The sequence below is a fragment of the Lysobacter capsici genome (assembly GCF_014779555.2).
GTDB classification, from domain to species: Bacteria; Pseudomonadota; Gammaproteobacteria; order Xanthomonadales; family Xanthomonadaceae; genus Lysobacter; species Lysobacter capsici.
In genome coordinates, this window is sequence record NZ_CP094357.1 from 4,731,752 (window position 1) to 4,751,579 (window position 19,828).

The window sequence follows — 19,828 nt, forward strand, 5'->3', positions numbered from 1 at the left end:
ATGGAAAGCAGCGGGCCTGAAAGGCCCTCCCACAAAAGACCTCGGGCTTCGGCCGGAAAAAATGCAGCGGGCATGATCGCCTCGATCATCCTGCTGGTCTGCGCTTCATGCATGCGCATACCACCACCCCACCCAGCCCACCGCAAGAAACGCCAGCACCCAGACCGCCACACCACGCTTCACCAAACCCAACGCGCGACGAATCGAATCCGCGCTCGGCGCCTCGCCTTCGCCCAGCAGCGGCCGTGTTTCCCAAACGCCGTGATACGGCGCCGCGCCGCCCAGCCGGACCCGCAGCGCACCCGCGCCGGCCGCCATCACCGGCCCGGCGTTCGGGCTGTCCCAGTGCCGCGCCTGAGTGCGCCAGCAACGCCACGCGCTCGCGGTGTCGCCGAGCGCGGCGTAGGTCAGCGCGGTCAGACGCGCGGGAATCAGGTTGAGCGCATCGTCGATCCGCGCCGCCGCCCAGCCGAAGCGTTCATAGCGCGGCGTGCGATAGCCCCACATCGCGTCCAGGGTGTTGGCGAGCCGGTACAGGACCGCGCCGGCCGGGCCGAGCACGGCGAACCAGAACAACGCGGCGAACACCGCGTCGCTGCCGTTTTCCAGCACCGATTCGGTCGCCGCCGCGGCCACTCGTTCGCCGTCGAGCGCATCGACGTCGCGGCTGACGATGCGTCCGACCGCCGCGCGCGCGCCGGCCAAATCGCCGGCCTGCAACGCCGCCGCCACCGGCGCGGCGTGTTCGTCCAGGCTGCGCAGGCCGATCGCCAGATACAACGCGAACGCAGCGTATGCGGCGCCCAGCCAGAACGAATATGCGAACAGGTTGCGCTGCAGCCACCACGCGGCCGCGCTCAACGGCACCACCGCGAGCAGCCAGACCATCAGCCCGCGACCGCGGCTGTCGGCATGCAAGGCGCTTTCGAGCGCGCGCGCGAAGCGGCCGAAACCGATCAGCGGATGCAGCCGCCGCGGCTCGCCGAGCCAGGCGTCCAGCAACACGCCGCACAGCATCGTGGCCGACAGCGACGCCGCGTTCATGGCAGAAACAAGCGCGCGGCGGCCTGCGGGTTCGACGGAAAATAGAAGTGGATGAAGCTTGCGCTCAGGCGCTGGTCGCGATACAGCGCTTCGCGGCTCGGCCCGCCGTTGGGGTTGGTCGATTGCGCGATCGCCGCGGCCTCGATCTGCGCCTGGGCGTAATGGAAGGTATGCCCGCGCAGCACGCCTTCGGGCAGTTCCACCGATTGCAGGCCGAGCGCGGCCATGCGCGGCTGGATCCGCGCATGGCCGCGCAACAGGCCCGCCATCGCGCCGGAATTTCCTTCGCGGTCGCTCAACGAATCGAGCGCGTACAACAAGCCGCCGCATTCGGCGAGGATCGGCTTGCCGGCGTCGCGATGCGCGTGCAGCGCGTCGCGCACGGCCGCATTGGCCGACAACGCCGGCAGATGCAGTTCGGGATAACCGCCGGGCAACCAGACCGCATCGCAGTCGGGCAGGCTGTCGCCAGCGATCGGCGAAAACGCGATGCACTCGGCGCCTGCTTCGATCAGCAATTGCAGATTCGCCGGATAGACGAAACAGAACGCAGCATCGCGTGCGATCGCGATACGCCGACCTTGCAGCAGCGGCGGCATGCGCACAGGCTCGCTCGCGGCGAACTCCACCGGCGGCGGCAATTCGGCGTCGGCATGCGTGGCCCAGGCATCGGCGAGCGCATCCAGGCGCGCATCGATATCGCCCAACTCGCCCGCCGCGACCAAGCCCAGATGGCGCTCGGGCAAGGCCAGCGCCGGATCGCGCGGCAACGCGCCGAGCCAGCGCAAATCCGCCGGCAGACTCTCGCGAAGCAACTGCGCGTGATACGCGCTGCCGATTCGATTGGCGGCGACGCCGTAGACCGTCAAGCCTTCGCGATAACGCGCCAGACCGGTGGCGAGCGCGCCGAAGGTCTGCGCCATCGCCGAGCCGTCGATGACCGCGAGCACCGGCACGCCCAGCGCCTGAGCCAGATCGGCGCTCGACGGATTGCCGTCGAACAAACCCATCACCCCTTCGATCAGGATCAGATCGGCCTCGCGCGCCGCCGCATGCAGGCGCGCGCGCACGTCGGCTTCGCCGCACATCCACAGATCGAGCTGCTGCACGACGTGACCGCTGGCGCGTTCGAGCACCATCGGATCGAGAAAGTCCGGCCCGGTCTTGAACACCCGCACCCGTCGCCCTTGCCGCGCATGCCAGCGCGCGATCGCAGCGGTGACGCTGGTCTTGCCCTGGCCGGACGCGGGAGCGGACACGAGCAGCGCCGGGCAGCGGGCGCTGCCCTCGGGAATCGGGAATGGGGAGTCGGGAATCGTAAAAGCGGCCGCGTCGGAGTTTGTTGCTCCTGCGATTCCCGATTCCCCATTCCCGATTCCCGCGATCACAACTCAATCCCCTTCTGCGCCTTGATCCCCGCCTTGAACGCATGCTTGACCACGCGCATGTCGGTCACGGTATCGGCCGCTTCGATCAGCGCATCGGGCGCGCCGCGTCCGGTGATGACCACATGCTGTTGCGGCGGCCGCGCCGCGACCGCGGCGAGTACGTCGTCCAGGGCGATGTAGCGATGCGCCAGGGCGATGTTCAACTCGTCGAGCAAAACGAAGTCGTAACCCGGGTCGGCCAGCATCCGCGCGGCGATCGCCCAGGCCGCCTGCGCGGCGCGGATGTCGCGCTCCTTGTCCTGGGTTTCCCAGGTGAAGCCCTCGCCCATCACGTGATAGTCCAGTTCCTCGAAACGGCGGAAGAACGCTTCCTCGCCGGTCGAGAAACTGCCCTTGATGAACTGCACCACGCCGCACTGGAAGCCATGCCCCAGCGAGCGCGCGAGCATGCCGAACCCCGACGAACTCTTGCCCTTGCCGTTGCCGGTGTTGACCACCAGCACGCCGCGCTCGATGGTCGCGCGCGCGATCTTGCGGTCGATCAATTCCTTCTTGCGCTGCATGCGCTCGCGATGGCGTTCGTCGCTGGCCGCGGCGAAGCCGGCGCGATCGTTGTTGTCGTTGCCGCCCGCGCTCATGCGGCCGCTCCGCTGCGCTGGCGGATATGGGCGAAACGCAGCGCCGCATAAGCCAGGAAACCGGCGCCGACGTAGCCGGCCAGGGTGCCGAGCGTGCGCGGGTAGTACTGTGGAATCCGGTCGATGAAGCCGGCCAGCGAGGCGTCGGGATAACGACCCGACAGGAAATAGAAGCCGCCTTTCGAGATCAGATACGCCACCACCGAGGTCGCCAGCAGCACCAGCACCAGACGCGGCACAGTGCTCCAGTGATCGCGATGCAGCCGCGCGTAATAGCGCCCGCCCAGCCACAGCGCGCCGTAGGCGAAGGCCAGCGCCCAGTACGCCGGCGACAGGCACCAGTCGGTGACCCGGCCCAGCGCCAGGCTCGCCAGGTCCAGCAGCGAGGACAGCACGAACAAGGCCGGGAAGGTCCAGCCCGGCCGCAGCAGCGCGCCGGCCAGGAAGAACACCGCCCACGATGCGCTCGGCAAGGCATCGACCGTGGCGAAATGCTGGCCGCGGGTGCAGACCATCAGCACCGCCAGGGCGAGGCCGGCGGCGGCCTGGACCGGACGCGAGCGCAGCGGCAGTGCGGTGGAGACAACGGGATCGATCGTCGACATATCAAGCTCCGTGAAGATCGGTTTCGAACCACCGCGCCGCGAACGACGAGGCGAATGCATCCGGCGCGATCAAGCCCCGGCCAGCGGACGCGCGTCGCGAGGCCGCGCGTATCGCGCGATCAGCGCATGGACGAGAAAGCCCGCGGCGACATAGCCCAGTGTGGTGCGCACGAACAGCGGGCCCCACTTCCACACCCGCTCAATGTATTCGGCGAAATGCGGCTGCGGATAGCGCCCGCCCCACCAGTAAAACGCGCCGTTGGAAATCAGGAACGACACGCTGGCCGCCAGCAAGGCCACGCCGAGCCCGCCGAGCAAGGCGCGCGGGCGCGCCGCCATATGCGGTGCGTACATCCGGCCGGCATACCACAGCACCGCGTAGGCCAGCAGCAGGAACGCGTACGACGGGGTCACGCAGTAATGCTGGAAGAAGCTCAGGCCGCGCCCGGTGATGGCGGTGTAGTCGATCGCCACCGCTATCAGCAGATAGCCGACGAACGCCGCATGCCGGCGCAAGTACAGACCGCCGAGAAAGAACACCGCCATCGACGCGTCGGGCAGATGCAGCGCATCGCCGAAATGATGGAAGCGGGTGGCCAGCATCAGCGTCAGCAAGGCCGCGAACAGGCCGTATTGCGCGGGTCGGGACGGTAGGTTCATTGTCGGCTCTCTCGTTGCGAACCGGCCGCGCGGGCGGCCGGCGGGATGCTGATCCGTCAGCGGGAGGGTCGGTAACGCAGACTCAACAGATAGTTGCGACCGGGTTGATTGTAGAAGGCGGCGGTTTCGTAACGGCGATCGAACACGTTGTTGGCCGACAGTTGCAGGCTCCAGGCCGCGTCGATGGCGTAGCCCAGACGCAGATCGGTCAGCGCGTAGCCGCCCAGGCGGCGGGTATTGGCCAAGTCGTCGTAGCGCTCGCCGGCGGCGTAGACGCTGGCGCCCAGCGACCAGGACGAGGCCCCGCCGAGTTGGAAACGGCGATCGGCGTCGACCCGCGCGCTCTGCCGCGCGCGTCGCTGCAGATAGTTGTCGCGATAGGCGTTGGGGCTGTCGTTGCGCGGGTCCAGCCAGGTCGCGCTGGCGCGCAGCTCCCACTGCGCCAGACGCGTGTCGAGCACCGCTTCCAGGCCGCGGATGCGGGCGCGGTCGACATTGCCCGGCGCGCCGATCGAGGCGTCGTAGGCGATCAAGTCGTCGACCCGGGTCTGGAACGCGTTGAGCGACCACACGTGCTGGCGCTGCGCGCCGTGGGTGCCGCGCAGGCCGACTTCGACGCTGCGCGAGGTTTCCGGTTGCACCCGCGGGTTGCCGTAACCGGGGTAATACAGCTCGTTGAAGGTCGGCGCCTTGAACGCGGTGCCGTAGCTCGCGGTCAGCCGCAGCGAGTCGCTCAGGTCCCAGCCCCACAGCGCGCTGCCGGTGGTTTCGCCGCCGAACTGGCTGTCGTCGTCGCGGCGCAGGCTGGCCTGCACCGCGTGCGCGCCGAAGCTGCGCTGCCATTGCGCGAACGCGCCGCGCAGGATGCGGTGGTCGCGCGCGTAAGCCGTGTTGCTTTCGATTTCGTCGCGCTGCCAATCGAAGCCCGCGCTCAACAGGCCCTCGCCGATGCCGAAATCGCCCTGCACCGAGCCCAACTGGCGACGCGTGTCGAAGGTGCTGGAATACTTGCCGTTCTTGTAGGTGTCGCTCAAATCGGCGCTGTGCCCGGCGTTGGCGCTCAGGGTCACCCGTTCGCTGGGCTGGTAGCGCAACTTGACGCCGGCCACTTGTTGGACGTTGTCGGCCTCGTTGTTCTGGCTGCCGTCGTAATGGTTGTTGCCTTCGGCGCGGAACACCCGCGCTTCGCCGTCCCACTGTTCGTTGAAGCGATAGCCGCCCTGCATGGTCAGCGAGCTGTTGCGATAACCGTCGCGGTCGGGCGAATTGGTGAAACAACCCGCGCCGCCCGGCGAGGGCTTGCCGCGGCAGGCGTTGATGCCGTCGGTGTCTTCGTGCGCGGCGTTGATCGAGTACCAGCCGCGCTCGCCCTTGCCGGCCACGCCGGCGCTCGCGCGACGGGTGGCGTTGCTGCCGATCGACACGCCGAAACTCGGCGCGAACGGGCCTTGCGGGCGGCGGGTGAAGATCTGGATCACCCCGCCGATCGCCTCGGAGCCGTACAGGCTGGAAAACGGCCCACGCACGATTTCGATGCGCTCGATCTGTTCGACCGGAATGTCCTGCAGCGAGGCGCCGCCGCTGGTCGCCGAACCGATCTTGATGCCGTCGATCAGCACCAGCACATGGTCCGATTCGGTGCCGCGCAGGAACAACGAAGTCGATTTGCCGGCGCCGCCGTTGTTGGCCAGGGAAACGCCCGGGGTGCCGCGCAACAGATCCGGCAGCGAGGATGGCTGGCGCCGTTCGATCTCATCGCGATCGATCACGGTCACCGCCGCCAGGGTCGCGTCCTGGGTCTGCGCGGTGCGGGTGGCGGTCACCACCACTTGATCCAGGTCGACCGCGGCCGGCGCGGCGAACGTGGGCAGCGCGCAGGCGCTCAGGGTCAGGCTCAAGCCGCATGCGCGCAGCGTGGACGCCCGCGACGACACAGGCGGCGGGACGGCATTGGAACGGGTACGCAAAGTCACTGGCAGGTCTCCACGGCCGCGCCTCACCCGCGCGGTCCAGACAGGGTCGTGACATGCGGAGGGATGCAGCGCGGGCGCGCGCGGACGCACGACGCCCGAGACCGGCCCTCCGCCTGTCGGTTCGCGCTCCGGGCCGGTCTCCGGGCTTGCGAGCGAAGCGCGGCCGGCGCGGTCGTTGTCGGACCGAGCGCTACCGCCTCTTCCGTAGCGCGCCTTCCCGTGTCGAGACACAGTGGCCGATTGCGCTACGTCTACTCGCCTACCGTTGCGGGGGCAGCTCCGGCTTGAACGCGCTGACGAACGACAGCGACGCGACCGGATTCCCGTTTCAATCGCCGAACCGTGTCGGCGATCACCTTGAGCGCGGGCATCTTAGCAGCGGCGTCCCACACAAACGCCACGGTATGGGCGTCGCCGTGTTCATTTAGGAAGTTATGGGCACATTTCGGACGCGTCTGATTCATCCACTTCCGGCCGTTGCGCAGGATAGGCACATTCTTCGTAAACCGAGCCACGCCATGAGCGCAGCCCATGTCCGCCTGAGTCCCGCGCCGATCGTGCGCAGTCTCGTGATCGGTGCGCAGTCGAGCATCGGCCGTGCGGTAGCGGCACGTTTGTCGCGCCGCCGCGGTGAGTTGATGCTCGCCTGCGGCGATCTGCCGGGCCTGGAAGGCACCGCGCACAGCCTGCGGGCGCTGGCCAAGTCGGAGATCCAGACCCATCAGGCCCTGCTCGAAGACACCGACAGCCTGCGCCGTCTGTTCGACCACGCCGGCCAGATCGACCACCTGGTCATCACCGCCAGCGTGCCCTCGCCGGGCCTGCGCCTGGCCGAGCTGGACCTGGACGAGGTGCGGCTGGCGTTCGAACGCAAGCTGTGGGGTTCGATCCAGGCGGTGCAGCTGGCCCTGCCCTACCTGAGCCGCCACGGCAGCGTGACCCTGACCACCGGCATCGTCGCGCGCAAGGCCACCCCGGGCGCGCTCGGCCGCACCCTGATCAACGCCGCGCTGGAAGCCAGCGTCAAGGTGCTGGCGCGCGAACTGGCGCCGCTGCGGGTCAACGCGGTCAGCCCCGGGTTGACCGACAGCGACGGCTACAACGGCCTGGACCCGATGGCGCGCATGGCGATGCTGGCGCGGGCCGGCGACCGGCTCCCGGCCGGCCGGGTCGGCAGCGCCGACGAAATCGCCTCGGCCTATTTGTTCGCGATCGACAACGCCTTCGTCACCGGCACGGTGATCGACGTCGACGGCGGCGCGCTGATCAGCTGAGCGTCGCGGCCTGGCGCCGCGCTTCTTCTTCCGGACGCCGGGTTCGCGTTTGTTGCGGCCCGGCGTTTTTTATTTTGGGCGCCGGGAATCGGGAGTCGGGAATTGGGAATCGTAAAAGCGGCGGGCGCGGCGACCGTTGTGTATTCGCGTCCTTTCCTGACGTCATTCCCGCGAACGCGGGCTCTGCTCTATTTCGGCGAAGCCGCCTATCCAGTGACTTTGACGAGGCAACGGTAACGACGTCGCCTGCCGGGCCTGCGTTCAAGTCACTGGATTCCCGCGTTCGCGGGAATGACGAGCAAAAGCGAATCGGCGGACTTCGTGGCTCAACTGCGATGACGCCCTTAGCCGCCGGACACAGTGATCGACCCGATCGCGCCGCAATCGCTGTTGCTATTGCTCCTGCTCCTGCCCTTCCGATTCCCGACTCCCCATTCCCGATTCCCGCCCCCGATTCCCGCCCCCGATTCCCGCCCCCCAATTCCAAGACGCCTAGCACCTTTTAACTACTTGCGTTAGCCAGATCCTGGCCGCTTTATTGACCGACTTGTTAGAACCGTGTTAAACCCAATGACATCGCTGTCATCCCCCTGCAAGGAGTCGTCATGCCCGTCCGCCGCACCCCAGCCGGTCCGCGCCACCCTTTGGCCCTCGGCCTGCTGCTCGCCCTGTCCGCATCCGCCGCCCAGGCCCAGGACGCCGCTCCGCGCAGCGATCCCAAGACCCTCGACCAGGTCATCGTCACCGGCACCCGGGTGTCGGACCGCACCGTCGCCGAGTCCACCGCGCCGATCGACATCATCACGCCCGAAACCCTGGAAGCCACCGGCACGGTCGAACTGGCCAGCGCGCTGGCCCGCGCCCTGCCCTCGCTGAACTTCCCGCGCCCGGCGATCACCGACGGCACCGACGCGGTGCGTCCGGCGCAGCTGCGCGGCCTCGCGCCCGATCAGGTGCTGGTGCTGGTCAACGGCAAGCGCCGCCACACCACCGCGCTGATCAACCTCAACGGCAGCCAGGGTCGCGGCTCCTCGCCGGTCGATCTCAACGCGATCCCGATCGCCTCGATCGAACGCGTGGAAGTGCTGCGCGACGGCGCCTCGGCCCAGTACGGCTCCGACGCCATCGCCGGCGTGGTCAACATCGTGCTCAAGGGCAGCGATTCGGGCGGCAGCATCGCCGCGCGCTACGGCCAGTACAGCGCCGGCGACGGCGAGCAGTACCAGTTGTCCGGCGACGCCGGCTTCAAGCTCGGCGAAAACGGCAAGCTGCATCTGGCCGCGCAGGGCGGCCATCAGGACCAGACCAATCGCGCGCGTCCGTTCCAGGGCGTGGTCGAACAGCGCTACGGCGATCCCGAGATCGACCAGGGCGCGATCTCGTACAACGGCGAATACAGCCCGACCGATTACCTCACGTTTTACTCGTTCGGCAGCTACAGCAAGCGCGACGTGCTCTCCAACGGCTATTTCCGCTTCGCCGGCGATCCGCGCAACATCCCGTCGATCTATCCGAACGGCTTCCTGCCGCAGATCCATAACATCAGCAAGGACCGCGCCGCGGTGGTCGGCCTGCGCAGCGAAACCGCCGGCGGCACTCAGATCGACCTGAGCTACAACTACGGCCACAACGGCCTGACCTTCGACATCGAGAACACCCTCAACCGCAGCCTCGGCCCGACCTCGCCGACCAACTTCTACGCCGGCGCGCTGGAAGTCACCCAGCACGTGCTCAACCTGGACTTCACCAAGTCGGTCGACTTCGGCTGGCAATACCCGGTGACCTTCGCCTGGGGCGCGGAGTGGCGCGGCGAAGAGTTCTCCGAACGCGCCGGCGAGCCGCTGTCGTACGCCAACGGCGGCGTGCCGGCGTCCAACGGCCAGATCATTCCCGGCGCGCAGGTGTTCTCCGGTTTCCGCGCCAGCGATGCCGGCGACTTCGACCGCCACAGCTATTCCGCGTACATCGACGCCGAAGCCGACCTGACCGAGAAGTTCTCCGCCGGCGTGGCCGCGCGCTTCGAAAGCTACAGCGACTTCGGCGATACCACTTCAGGCAAGTTGTCGGCGCGTTACGCCTTCACCGACAAGGTCGCGTTGCGCGCGACCGCCTCGACCGGTTTCCGCGCGCCGTCGCTGCAGCAGCAGTTCTTCCAGTCGATCGCGACCAATTTCATCAGCGGCGTGCCGTATGAAATCGGCACCTTCCGGGTCGACAACCCGGCCGCGGTCGCGCTGGGGTCCGAAGCGCTCAAGGCCGAGGAATCGACCAACTACAGCCTCGGCCTGGTGCTGCAGCCGGCCGACGGCCTGTACATCACCGTCGACGCCTACAAGATCGAAGTCGAGGACCGCATCTTGCTGTCGGAAAACCTGACCAGCGCCGCGGTGCGCAACTACCTGCAGGCCAACGGCTATCCGGGCATCGGCGGCGGGCGTTATTTCACCAATGCGGTGGATACCGATACCCAGGGTGTCGATGTGGTGGCGACGCAGGCGTGGGATCTGGATTCGGGCAAGTTCAACCTCACGCTCGGCTACAACTATTCCAAGACCGAGATCGACAAGATCGCGCCGAACCCGGCGCGACTGGCGGCGATCGATCCCAACGCGGTGCGCATCGGCCGCACCGAGATCGGCCGCATCACCAAGGGCGCGCCGAAGGACAAGTTCTTCCTCACCGGCGATTGGAAGACCGGCAACTGGGGCTTCGCCGCCACCGCGACCCGCTACGGCGAATTCACCGAACTGCACGCGAGCGACCCGCTGCAGGACCAGACCTTCAGCGCCAGCTGGACGCTCGACCTGGCCGCCAGCTATCGCTTGAACAACTGGGAATTCACCCTCGGCGGCGACAACGTCCTCAACGAATACCCGGACGAATCCAAGCTGGTGCGCGGCACCCGTAACTACCTACCGTACAACACCGCTTCGCCGTACGGCTTCAACGGCGCGTTCGGTTATTTCAAGATCGGCTACAAGTGGTGAGCTGACCCACCCATGCGATAGCAGACGGCCCGGATTTCCGGGCCGTTTTTTTGGGTGTCGCCCGGCACATACCTGCCCTCGCCGGATCGGCTATACAGAGGCCTGCCGCCGTCCCGGTCGCTTCGGGCATGCGCGCGGCGTCCCGCCAGCACATCCTTCCAGGAGCCCGTCATGCGTCCGACCGTCGTGTTGTTGCTGTCCCTGGCCATTTCCAACGCTCTCGCCGCGCCCGCCAAGCAACAGCAGACCGTATTGATGCAAGGCAAACCCGCCGGCGGACAGACCGTCGACATCGCCGCCGACGGCAGCACCCGGGTCGAATACCAATTCAAGGACCGCGGCCGCGGCGATCACACCAAGACCCGCTGGAGCCTGGACGCGGCCGGCCTGCCGATCGAGTTCGATGCCGAAGGCCACAACTATCTGCAGGTGCCGGTCCACGAGCGTTTCAGCCTGAAGGGCGGCAAGGCGAGCTGGAACAACGACAGCGAGAACGGCGAGAAAACCCTGAGCGCGCCGGCGTTCTATCTGCCGCTCAACGCGCCGCCGGAAATGCAGGGCGTGCTGGCGCGCGCGCTGCTCAAGGCGCCGGGCCACACCCTGGCGCTGCTGCCGGCCGGCGAGGCGCGGCTGGAAGCCGCCGGCACTTTCGATGTCACCACGAAGAACGGCGCCGCAACCTTGTCGCTGTATCGCATCAGCGGCCTGGACTACACCCCGGGTTCGGTATGGCTGGACGCGCAGGGCAATACCGCCGCCTTGATCATGGCCTCGGGCTGGGTCTCGGTGATCGCGCCGGAATATCTGGACGCGTTGCCGAAGCTGATCGAATTTCAGGAACGCGCCGCGGCGCAATGGTCGCTCAAGCTCGCGCGCGAACTCGCGCACACGCCCAAGGGCCCGCTGCTGATCCGCAACGCGCGTCTGTACGACCCGCGCGACCTGTCGGTAACGCCGAACACCAGCGTGCTGATCGAGAACGAACGCATCGTGCGGGTCGCCTCCGACAGCGCGATCAAGGCCCCGGCCGACGCCGAAGTGTTCGACGCCGGCAATCGCTTCCTGATGCCGGGCCTGTGGGACGTGCACAAGCACTACTCCGACGCCGACGGCGCGCTCGACATCGCCAACGGCATCACCAGCGCGCGCGATGTGGCCAACAATACCGACGCGTTCCTGGACAAGGTCAAGCGCTTCGACGCCGGCACCGAGATCGGCCCGCGCGTGCTTTACGCCGGTTTCATCGACGGACCCGGCCCCTACGCCGGCCCGACCAAGATGCTGGTCGCCACGCCCGCCGAAGCGATCAAGGCGGTGGACTGGTACGCCGACCACGGTTACATGCAGATCAAGAGTTATTCCTCGCTGAAACCCGAGCTGGTGCCGGTGATCGCCGACCGCGCCCACGCGCGCGGCCTGCGCTACAGCGGCCACGTGCCGGCCTACATGTCGGCCCGGCAATTCATCGAAGGCGGCGCCGACGAACTGCAGCACCTGTTGTTCGTCGAACTCAACTTCATGTATCCGCGCGTGCAGGAAACCCACACCATGAAGCGGCTGACCGAAGTCGCCGCGCACGCCGCCGAATTCCCGCCGGAAAAACCCGAGGTGCGCGAGTTCATCGACTTCCTCAAGCGCCACCACACCGTGCTCGATCCGACCATGGGCATTGGAGAGGATCTGTTCGCCGGCAACCCGGCCGACAAAATCCCGCCCGGATTGAAGACGGTGGCCTCGCGCCTGCCGCCGCAGGCGCAGCGCAACCTCAGCTGGGGCGCGTTGAAGGCGCCCAAGGGCGAGGAGCACGCCTACGCGCAATCGTTCCCGGCGATGATGCGGCTGCTCAAGGCGCTGTACGACGCCGGCGTGACCATCATGCCGGGCACCGACGCGCTGGCCGGTTACATGCTGCATTCGGAACTGGCGATCTATTCGCGCGCCGGCATTCCCAACGCCGAGGTGTTGCGCATGGCGACCCTGACCCCGTCGCAGGTGCTCGGCGTGGACAAGGACCGCGGCGTGATCGCGCCGGGCAAGCTCGCCGACCTGGTATTGATCGACGGCGACCCGATCCGCGACATGCAGGACATCCGCAAGGTCGATGCGGTATTCAAGGGCGGCAAGCGCTTCGATCCGGCGCAGATCGAGAAGGCGTTGGGGATTCAGCCGCGTAAGGCAATCACCGTCGGCGCACCATAACGGGAGATGGACGATATGAACTCATCATCCGACCTCGACTTGGATCGGCAGATCGTCGATTTTTTGCGGAATGATTGTCTTGCCCTCGGTTACGCCCAGACGTTTGAACTGGCCGAGCTGGAAAGCGCGCTGTCGCGATGGATCGGCCAGCCGCGGTGCGCAAATCATCGAAGCGGTGCATGGCACGCGTTTTCTACAAAGGACCACGCACGGACTCACGAACGTTCTGCCATTCGTTCTCGGTTATACCGACGGTGTCGGCGCGGCGCACCTAAGCCGGCTTCAGCTATCTGACCATGCCTGCAGATACCCGAGCGATTACGGCTTTTGATGCAGGCATCCAACCGCGCCGGCCGCCTCGAGCGGCACCGGCCGGACCTGCCCCTTGAAGAACACCCCCGCAATCTTTCCTCAAAACATGACCGCTGACATAATTCCACCGTGAGCCTGGGGAGGCTCTTTACAGGGGGATACACATGACGCGAGCAATCGCGACTGCGATGCTCATCGCATCGCTCCTTACCGGCTGCGCCACCGGTTACCACAGCGCGACAAACCCCTTGCTGGGTTGGACAGGCGGGTACTGGGACAAGCCCGGGCCTGGCGAACTGATCAAGGTCGGCTTCGCCGGCAACGGCTACAGCAAAGAGGCCAAGGTCGAGGACTATCTGATGTTGCGCTGCGCGGAGATCGCGCAGTCGCGCAACAAGCCGTATTTCTCGGTCTACGGCTCGATCGCCGAGGCGGTCATCGATCAACGCCGCACCGAACGCTTGGTCACTCCGGTTACCAATGGACCGTCGGGCTACGCCTACATCCTGCTGGAAGACCAGGCAAAACCCGGTGCGCTCGTCACCGCCGATGTGCTCAAGCAGTATGCGCACATCCGCCCACAGGGCGCGGGCAATACGCCCACCGACACGAAGGCGCAGGATGCCTCCGGACAGTCCGGCAAGGCGGGTGCGCAATGAAGCGCGCATGGATTCTCGGATGGATCGCGATCGCCGCGACCAGCGGTTGCGCCTCGTTGCCGGCGTACACCTTCCAGCCCGGCGAGATCACCGCGACCGTCAATCTCAAGGGCGTGCCCGCGCCGTCGTTCTGCGCCGGCGGCACGGTATACAAATTCACCCCGGACAAGCAAGGCCGCGCTCACGTGCCGGTGGGCAAACGGATCGACGTCAATTCCTTCGTCTACCTCAGTGGGTACCAGCAATATTGGACGTGTCATGCCGGCATGAGTTTCGTGCCCGAGGCCTCGCTGAGCTATCTGGTCAACCTGGAAATGCGCGACCAGGCCTGCCGTGTCGAGATTTATCGCGAGGGCGCGAGCAACCGCACCGGCCTGGATCTGGAACCCAGCTTCGGTCGCCCGTCCTGCCGCTAATGCGCGCCATTCGGCGTAGCCGTCGCGCGTATCGCGGCTGCGCCGATGGCTCGGACCCTGGCACAAAGAAAGCGGCCCAGGCTGCGGGCCGTTCTCGTAGGCGCTTGAGGCCACCGGCGGCCGCCCCGCTCGATCAGGTCTTGCGGAACACCACCTGCCCCGTCGCAGGCAGGTGCGCGGCATGGACAAGAAGCGCGGGGTGATCGCGCCGGCAAGCTCGCCGACCTGGTATTGATCGACGGCGACCCGATCCGCGACATGCAGGACATCCGCAAGGTCGACGCGGTGTTCAAGGGCGGCAAGCGTTTCGATCCGGCGCAGATCGAGAAGGCGTTGGGGATTCAGCCGCGTAAGGCCGTGGCTGGCGGGAACTAACGCCGGCGTTTGAATTTCGCGGTCGCGGCTGGCGCCGCTCCTACAGGTAGGCCATGTAGGAGCGGCGCGAGCCGCGACCGCGTTACGTCACCCACGTCGCAACCTCGCAAACAAGAACGGCCCGCAAGCGCGGGCCGTTCCCATATCAGCCGATCGCGATCGGATCAGCCTTTGCGGAACACCAGGTGCCCCGCCTCGGCCTCGACCTGGATCGTGTCGCCGCTGACGAATTCGCCGGACAATATCTTCTGCGCGAGCGGATTCTCCAGTTGCTGCTGCACCGCGCGCTTGAGCGGTCGCGCGCCGTACACCGGGTCGAAGCCGACGTTGCCGATCAGGTTCAAACCGGCGTCCGACAGCGCCAGCTTCAGGCCGCGCTCGGCCAGACGCTTCTCCAGACCGTGCAGCTGGATCTTGGCGATCTCGCGGATCTGGCTCTTGTCGAGCGGATGGAACACCACGATGTCGTCGAGGCGGTTGATGAACTCCGGACGGAAGTGCGCCTGCACCACGCCCATCACCGCGGCCTTCATCTGGGTGTAGCTCTCGGGCGTATCGTCGGAATTCAATTCCTGGATCATCTGCGACCCCAGGTTCGAAGTCATCACGATCACGGTGTTGCGGAAATCCACCGTGCGGCCCTGGCCGTCGGTCAAACGGCCGTCGTCGAGTACCTGCAACAAAATGTTGAACACGTCCGGGTGCGCCTTCTCGACTTCGTCGAGCAGGATCACGCTGTACGGACGGCGACGCACCGCCTCGGTCAGATAACCGCCTTCCTCGTAACCGACATAACCCGGAGGCGCGCCGACCAGACGGCTGACCGCGTGCTTCTCCATGAATTCGCTCATGTCGATGCGGATCATCGCGTCGGCCGAGTCGAACAGGAATTCGGCCAGTGCCTTGCACAGCTCGGTCTTGCCCACGCCGGTCGGGCCGAGGAACAGGAACGAACCGCTCGGGCGATTGGGATCGGACAGGCCCGCGCGCGAGCGACGCACCGCATCGGACACCACGCGCACCGCCTCGTCCTGGCCGACCACGCGCGCGTGCAGCGCCTGCTCCATCTTCAGCAGTTTGTCGCGCTCGCCTTCGAGCATCTTCGACACCGGGATGCCGGTCCAGCGCGCGACGACCTCGGCGATTTCCTCGGCGGTGACCTTGTCCTGCAGCAGCTTGAAGCCCTTGGTCTCGACTTCCTGCGCGGCCTTGAGCTGCTTTTCCAGCTCGGGCAGGCGGCCGTACTGGATTTCGCTCATGCGGCCGAAATCCTGGGTGCGCTGCGCGGCTTCCAGGTCGAGCTTGGCCTGCTCGATTTGCTCCTTGATCTTGGTCGCGCCCTGCAAGGTGGCCTTCTCGGCCTTCCAGATTTCCTCCAGGTCGTTGAACTCGCGCTCCAGGGTGGCGATCTCGGCTTCCAGATCGGCCAGACGCTGCTTGGATTCGGCGTCCTTCTCCTTCTTCAGCGCCTCGCGCTGGATCTTGAGCTGGATCAGCCGGCGTTCCTTGCGATCGAGTTCCTCGGGTTTGGAGTCGATCTCCATGCGGATGCGCGAAGCCGCTTCGTCCATCAGGTCGATGGCCTTGTCGGGCAGCTGGCGATCGGCGATGTAGCGATGCGACAAGGTCGCCGCGGCGACGATCGCCGGATCGGTGATCTCCACGCCGTGATGCACCGCGTAGCGCTCCTTGAGGCCGCGCAGGATCGCGATGGTGTCTTCGACCGTTGGCTCGCCTACGAACACTTTCTGGAAGCGGCGCTCCAGCGCGGCGTCCTTTTCGACGTACTTGCGGTACTCGTCCAGCGTGGTCGCGCCGATGCAATGCAGCTCGCCGCGCGCGAGCGCCGGCTTGAGCATGTTGCCGGCGTCCATCGCGCCCTCGGCCTTGCCGGCGCCGACCATGGTGTGCAGTTCGTCGATGAACAAGATCACCTGGCCTTCGTTCTTGGACAGGTCGCTGAGCACGGCCTTCAGGCGCTCCTCGAACTCGCCGCGGAACTTGGCGCCGGCGATCAGCGCGCCCATGTCGAGCGAGAGCACGCGCTTGCCGCGCAGGCCCTCGGGCACTTCGTTGTTGATGATGCGCTGGGCTAGGCCTTCGACGATCGCGGTCTTGCCCACGCCGGGTTCGCCGATCAGCACCGGGTTGTTCTTGGTCCGGCGCTGTAACACTTGAATGGTGCGGCGGATTTCCTCGTCGCGGCCGACCACCGGATCGAGCTTGCCCGACTCGGCGCGCGCGGTCAGGTCGATGCAGTATTTTTCCAGCGCCTGCCGCTGTTCCTCGGCGTTTTCCGATTGCACGCTCTCGCCTCCGCGCAGTTTTTCGATGGCCGGCTCGAGCTTGGCCTTGGTCGCGCCGGCGGCCTTGAGCGCGCGGCCGGCGTCGCCGCCGTCGTCGAGCGCGGCGAGCAGGAACAGTTCGCTGGCGATGAAGGCATCGCCGCGTTGCTGGGCGAGCTTGTCGGTGACGTTGAGCAGCCGCGCCAAGTCGTTGCCGACCGAGATGTTGCCGGCCTGGCCCGAGACCTTGGGCAGCTTTTCCAGCGCTTCGCCCAGGCGCTCGCGCAGCAGCGGCACGTTGACCCCGGCCTGGCTGAGCAAGGGCTTGGTGCTGCCGCCGCTCTGGTCGAGCAAGGCGGTCAGCAGGTGCGCCGGTTCGATGACGCTGTGGTCGCGCCCGACCGCCAGCGATTGCGCGTCCGACAGGGCCTGTTGGAAACGCGAGGTGAGCTTGTCCATCCGCATGGAGGGTTCTCCGAAAGGGTGTGGCGGCCGGCGGTCGCGAGTGTCGCGCGACGGCTGCGAATGACCTGTTAATGCGGGCTGTGGCGGGTGTTTCAAGACTTGGCGAGACTGCGGCCGGGGTTGGCTTCAGCCGTCGCGGCCCGGGCGGCGCGCGTCCCGCCGGCAGCGGTGAGCGTCGTCCGCGATCCACCAGGGCGTCGCCCGCGGCCGGGTGCGAGGCGAGGTGGAAATTCGCCGCGAATGCGCGCGTCAGGACGAACCGGCGTGATGATTTACCACGTCATTTGCGCGGCCCCGGCATATTCAATATGGAAACGATTATTTTGTTACCCGCCGATTAACAACCCGCTTCAAACCCCGTGTTTTGCTGGATTCGCACAGGCCGGAAGCTCGTGCAAAACGACTTATCCAAGGCACAAAAACGGGGGTTTCAATGTTCAACTCACTCATCCGCGACGCCGCGGAGCGATTCAACCTGGGCGATAAGGCCGAGCGCTTTATCGGCCTGTTGCTGGGTTTGATCTTCGATCCGGCCCAGGGCGGGTTTTCCGGCCTGCGTTCGCGTTTCACCCAGGTCGGCCTGGGCGATCTGTTTCGCTCCTGGATCGGCGCGCATGTGGTCGATAACGTGCTGCAACCCGACCAGTTCAGCGCCGCGCTCGGCGACGAGGCCCTGGCCTCGATGGCCGCCAAGCTCGGCGTGCCCAAGGTCTCGATCAGCCTGGCCGGCGCCACTTTGCTGCCCAAGCTGATCGGCCTGTTGACCCGCGACGGCGAGCCGTCGACGGCGCCCGCCGAGGCCCTGGCGCTGATCAACGGCGCGCCGGCCCCGCGCGCGCAGCACGTCGCGCCGACCAGCGCGCGCAAGGCCGACAGCCGCCCAGGCTGGCTGCTGTGGCTGGTTCCGCTGCTGCTGTTGCTCGGCGGGTTCTTGCTGATGCGCAGTTGCGGCAAGGACGAGGCCGCCGCACCGGCACCGACACCGACACCCACGGTGACCGCGCCCAGCGAGCCGGAAGCGCCGGCCGCGCCGGTCGCGCAGGCCAATGCGCGCTTCGACCTGAGCAACGTCGACGGCAAGGTCACGGTCAACGGTCAGGTCGCCAGCGACGCCGACAAGCTCAAGCTGTGGGACGCGCTCAAGGCCGCGTTCGGCGAAACCAATCTCAGCGGCGACATCCGCGTCGATCCCGCGACGCTGCCGGCCGGCTGGATGGACAAGCTGATCGGCTTGCTGCCGCAGCTCAAGGCCAAGGGCCTGAAGTTCGGTTTCGACGGCGACGCGCTCAGCATCGACACCTCCGCCCTGCCCGAGGATCAGCGCATCGCGGTCAGCGAGCAACTGCGCAAGGCGTTCGGCGGCTTCCAGATCAGCGGCCTGTGGGATCGCGCCGCCGCCGCGCTGAGCGGGTTGAAGGCCGGTTTCAGCGGCGACGACCTGGTCGGGGCGCTCAACCTGATGAACGTCTACTTCGACAGCGGTTCGGCCACCATCACCCGCGACAGCCTGGAGACCCTCGACCACGCGGCCAAGGCGATCAAGGCCGCGCCGACCGGCATCCGCATCGAGGTCGGCGGCCACACCGACAACACCGGCGACGCCGCGGCCAACCTCACCTTGAGCCAGCAACGCGCCGATGCGGTGATCGCCAGACTCGCCGAACTCGGTGTCGCCCGCGAGACCCTGGTCGGCAAGGGCTACGGCCAGGATCAGCCGATCGCCGACAACGCCAGCGAGGAGGGCAAGGCCAAGAACCGGCGCATGCATTTCACGGTGTTGAAGTGAGTCGCAGTGAAGGCTGGATCTGGCGAATCGATCCAGCCCGCACGCTGATGGGTCGGTAGACACTCAGCAGAAACGGACAAGCCGGCGCGAGCCGGCTTGTTCGTTGTTGCGACGTTATGGCCGTGCGGCACGAGGAGACAGCGGCAGATTCACTCTCGGCAACCGTCCCGGCCCGCCGCTCACGATCGGGCAGTCGCGGCGCAACCAGTTCCTGGGACGCGGGTAGTACAGATTGAGCAACTGTACCGGCACTGCCCAGTCGGGGCGATGCTCGAACTCGACGATGACCAGTACGCCATCCGCATCGCCCGCCTCCGCCGAGACGTAGGGCGATAGGTTGACTGTCGTACGGTAACTTTCGCCGCTTTTGAGCGTTTTTTCGGTCACGTAATACAGGGAAAGCGGCAGCAGGACCGGCAAGGTACGCAGCCCGGCTCGGCGCGTGTATGCGTATGAATCGATGTCGACGAAATACCTGGGTACGTTAGGAAACGCGATCGGGCGCGGCCCGCGATTGCGTACATCCAGAGTCAATGTGTATGGATCGTCGCAAGAATACGAATAGCTCACGCGAAGGGCGGACGGCGCTCCTGGAAATGAGGCGTGGCCGCTCGCGGACCACAACACGAGCGCGCATGCAGCGATCAGCAGTTTCATGGAGCCATCCCCGGTGACGGTCGCGGGGATGGTATCGGTTCCTGGGCCTGATTCGCGCTCGGAACATTGCGGGTGCGCGGTGACTGAGCGAAAAACCGATCCCCT

16 protein-coding genes and 1 riboswitch are annotated in these 19,828 nt (G+C 66.6%); of the genes, 7 read left to right on the plus strand and 9 right to left on the minus strand.

The window, feature by feature from the left end; all coding sequences use genetic code 11:
• Positions 1 to 105: 105 nt before the first annotated feature.
• The 6 genes from cbiB to btuB form a co-directional block, all read right to left on the minus strand.
• The gene (gene cbiB, locus IEQ11_RS19380; protein WP_191823254.1) at positions 106 to 1,044 is read right to left on the minus strand and encodes an adenosylcobinamide-phosphate synthase CbiB; all 939 of its coding nucleotides are present in this window, start codon (positions 1,042 to 1,044) and stop codon (positions 106 to 108) included.
• Positions 1,041 to 2,360, minus strand: a complete 1,320-nt coding sequence (locus tag IEQ11_RS19385) for a cobyrinic acid a,c-diamide synthase CobB (protein ID WP_425494691.1) — start codon at positions 2,358 to 2,360, stop codon at positions 1,041 to 1,043. The genes cbiB and IEQ11_RS19385 overlap by 4 nt, the downstream gene beginning before the upstream one ends.
• Positions 2,361 to 2,428: 68 nt before the next feature.
• Positions 2,429 to 3,070, minus strand: a complete 642-nt coding sequence (gene cobO, locus IEQ11_RS19390; RefSeq protein WP_036104509.1) for a cob(I)yrinic acid a,c-diamide adenosyltransferase — start codon at positions 3,068 to 3,070, stop codon at positions 2,429 to 2,431.
• The gene (locus tag IEQ11_RS19395; protein WP_046657772.1) at positions 3,067 to 3,675 is read right to left on the minus strand and encodes a hypothetical protein; all 609 of its coding nucleotides are present in this window, start codon (positions 3,673 to 3,675) and stop codon (positions 3,067 to 3,069) included. The genes cobO and IEQ11_RS19395 overlap by 4 nt, the downstream gene beginning before the upstream one ends.
• Positions 3,676 to 3,744: 69 nt before the next feature.
• Positions 3,745 to 4,335, minus strand: a complete 591-nt coding sequence (locus IEQ11_RS19400; RefSeq protein WP_096415482.1) for a hypothetical protein — start codon at positions 4,333 to 4,335, stop codon at positions 3,745 to 3,747.
• 56 nt (positions 4,336 to 4,391) lie between these two features.
• Entirely contained in the window at positions 4,392 to 6,269 is a 1,878-nt protein-coding gene (gene btuB / locus IEQ11_RS19405; RefSeq protein WP_191823268.1) for a TonB-dependent vitamin B12 receptor, read from the minus strand.
• 153 nt (positions 6,270 to 6,422) lie between these two features.
• Positions 6,423 to 6,683, minus strand: a riboswitch (cobalamin riboswitch).
• Positions 6,684 to 6,826: 143 nt separating this feature from the next.
• On the opposite strand from btuB, the gene IEQ11_RS19410 reads away from it, so the two are divergent.
• The 3 genes from IEQ11_RS19410 (at position 6,827) to IEQ11_RS19420 (ending at position 12,768) form a co-directional block, all read left to right on the plus strand.
• On the plus strand, positions 6,827 to 7,582 hold the full coding sequence (locus IEQ11_RS19410; protein WP_191823255.1) for an SDR family oxidoreductase: 756 nt from the start codon (positions 6,827 to 6,829) through the stop codon (positions 7,580 to 7,582).
• Positions 7,583 to 8,187: 605 nt separating this feature from the next.
• Positions 8,188 to 10,569 carry a TonB-dependent receptor plug domain-containing protein gene (locus IEQ11_RS19415; protein ID WP_191823256.1) on the plus strand — a complete coding sequence of 794 codons (2,382 nt, stop codon included), beginning with the start codon at positions 8,188 to 8,190 and terminating at the stop codon, positions 10,567 to 10,569.
• 171 nt (positions 10,570 to 10,740) lie between these two features.
• Entirely contained in the window at positions 10,741 to 12,768 is a 2,028-nt protein-coding gene (locus IEQ11_RS19420) for an amidohydrolase family protein (RefSeq protein WP_191823257.1), read from the plus strand.
• 24 nt (positions 12,769 to 12,792) lie between these two features.
• Here the strand turns inward: IEQ11_RS19420 and IEQ11_RS19425 are convergent, their stop codons facing one another.
• The gene (locus tag IEQ11_RS19425) at positions 12,793 to 12,936 is read right to left on the minus strand and encodes a hypothetical protein (protein WP_228464968.1); all 144 of its coding nucleotides are present in this window, start codon (positions 12,934 to 12,936) and stop codon (positions 12,793 to 12,795) included.
• 308 nt (positions 12,937 to 13,244) lie between these two features.
• Between IEQ11_RS19425 and IEQ11_RS19430 the strand changes: the two genes are divergently transcribed.
• The 3 genes from IEQ11_RS19430 to IEQ11_RS19440 all read left to right on the plus strand — a co-directional run bounded on the left by IEQ11_RS19430 (position 13,245) and on the right by IEQ11_RS19440 (position 14,530).
• A complete protein-coding gene (locus IEQ11_RS19430) occupies positions 13,245 to 13,739 on the plus strand; it encodes a CC0125/CC1285 family lipoprotein (protein ID WP_191823258.1) in 495 nt (164 codons plus the stop codon).
• On the plus strand, positions 13,736 to 14,155 hold the full coding sequence (locus tag IEQ11_RS19435; RefSeq protein ID WP_191823259.1) for a hypothetical protein: 420 nt from the start codon (positions 13,736 to 13,738) through the stop codon (positions 14,153 to 14,155). Before IEQ11_RS19430 ends, IEQ11_RS19435 begins: the two co-directional genes overlap by 4 nt.
• 231 nt (positions 14,156 to 14,386) lie before the next feature.
• Entirely contained in the window at positions 14,387 to 14,530 is a 144-nt protein-coding gene (locus IEQ11_RS19440) for a hypothetical protein (protein WP_191823260.1), read from the plus strand.
• Positions 14,531 to 14,694: 164 nt separating this feature from the next.
• Here the strand turns inward: IEQ11_RS19440 and clpB are convergent, their stop codons facing one another.
• Complete coding sequence (gene clpB / locus IEQ11_RS19445) at positions 14,695 to 17,280, minus strand: ATP-dependent chaperone ClpB (RefSeq protein ID WP_096415495.1); 2,586 nt, start codon at positions 17,278 to 17,280, stop codon at positions 14,695 to 14,697.
• 433 nt (positions 17,281 to 17,713) lie between these two features.
• Here clpB and IEQ11_RS19450 point away from each other — a divergent pair, with 433 nt between their 5' ends.
• Entirely contained in the window at positions 17,714 to 19,066 is a 1,353-nt protein-coding gene (locus tag IEQ11_RS19450; protein ID WP_191822036.1) for an OmpA family protein, read from the plus strand.
• Positions 19,067 to 19,180: 114 nt separating this feature from the next.
• On the opposite strand, the gene IEQ11_RS19455 is transcribed toward IEQ11_RS19450, so the two are convergent.
• On the minus strand, positions 19,181 to 19,723 hold the full coding sequence (locus IEQ11_RS19455; RefSeq protein ID WP_191822037.1) for a hypothetical protein: 543 nt from the start codon (positions 19,721 to 19,723) through the stop codon (positions 19,181 to 19,183).
• Positions 19,724 to 19,828 lie beyond the last annotated feature (105 nt).

Coding starts and splice junctions, on each gene's coding strand:
- IEQ11_RS19410 (WP_191823255.1), top strand. CDS start 6,827: ATGAGCGCAGCCCATGTCCGCCTGAGTCCCGCGCCGATCGTGCGCAGT.
- cbiB (WP_191823254.1), bottom strand. CDS start 1,044: ATGAACGCGGCGTCGCTGTCGGCCACGATGCTGTGCGGCGTGTTGCTG.
- IEQ11_RS19450 (WP_191822036.1), top strand. CDS start 17,714: ATGTTCAACTCACTCATCCGCGACGCCGCGGAGCGATTCAACCTGGGC.
- IEQ11_RS19420 (WP_191823257.1), top strand. CDS start 10,741: ATGCGTCCGACCGTCGTGTTGTTGCTGTCCCTGGCCATTTCCAACGCT.
- IEQ11_RS19435 (WP_191823259.1), top strand. CDS start 13,736: ATGAAGCGCGCATGGATTCTCGGATGGATCGCGATCGCCGCGACCAGC.
- cobO (WP_036104509.1), bottom strand. CDS start 3,070: ATGAGCGCGGGCGGCAACGACAACAACGATCGCGCCGGCTTCGCCGCG.
- clpB (WP_096415495.1), bottom strand. CDS start 17,280: ATGCGGATGGACAAGCTCACCTCGCGTTTCCAACAGGCCCTGTCGGAC.
- IEQ11_RS19395 (WP_046657772.1), bottom strand. CDS start 3,675: ATGTCGACGATCGATCCCGTTGTCTCCACCGCACTGCCGCTGCGCTCG.
- IEQ11_RS19400 (WP_096415482.1), bottom strand. CDS start 4,335: ATGAACCTACCGTCCCGACCCGCGCAATACGGCCTGTTCGCGGCCTTG.
- IEQ11_RS19415 (WP_191823256.1), top strand. CDS start 8,188: ATGCCCGTCCGCCGCACCCCAGCCGGTCCGCGCCACCCTTTGGCCCTC.
- IEQ11_RS19455 (WP_191822037.1), bottom strand. CDS start 19,723: ATGAAACTGCTGATCGCTGCATGCGCGCTCGTGTTGTGGTCCGCGAGC.
- IEQ11_RS19430 (WP_191823258.1), top strand. CDS start 13,245: ATGACGCGAGCAATCGCGACTGCGATGCTCATCGCATCGCTCCTTACC.
- IEQ11_RS19425 (WP_228464968.1), bottom strand. CDS start 12,936: ATGATTTGCGCACCGCGGCTGGCCGATCCATCGCGACAGCGCGCTTTC.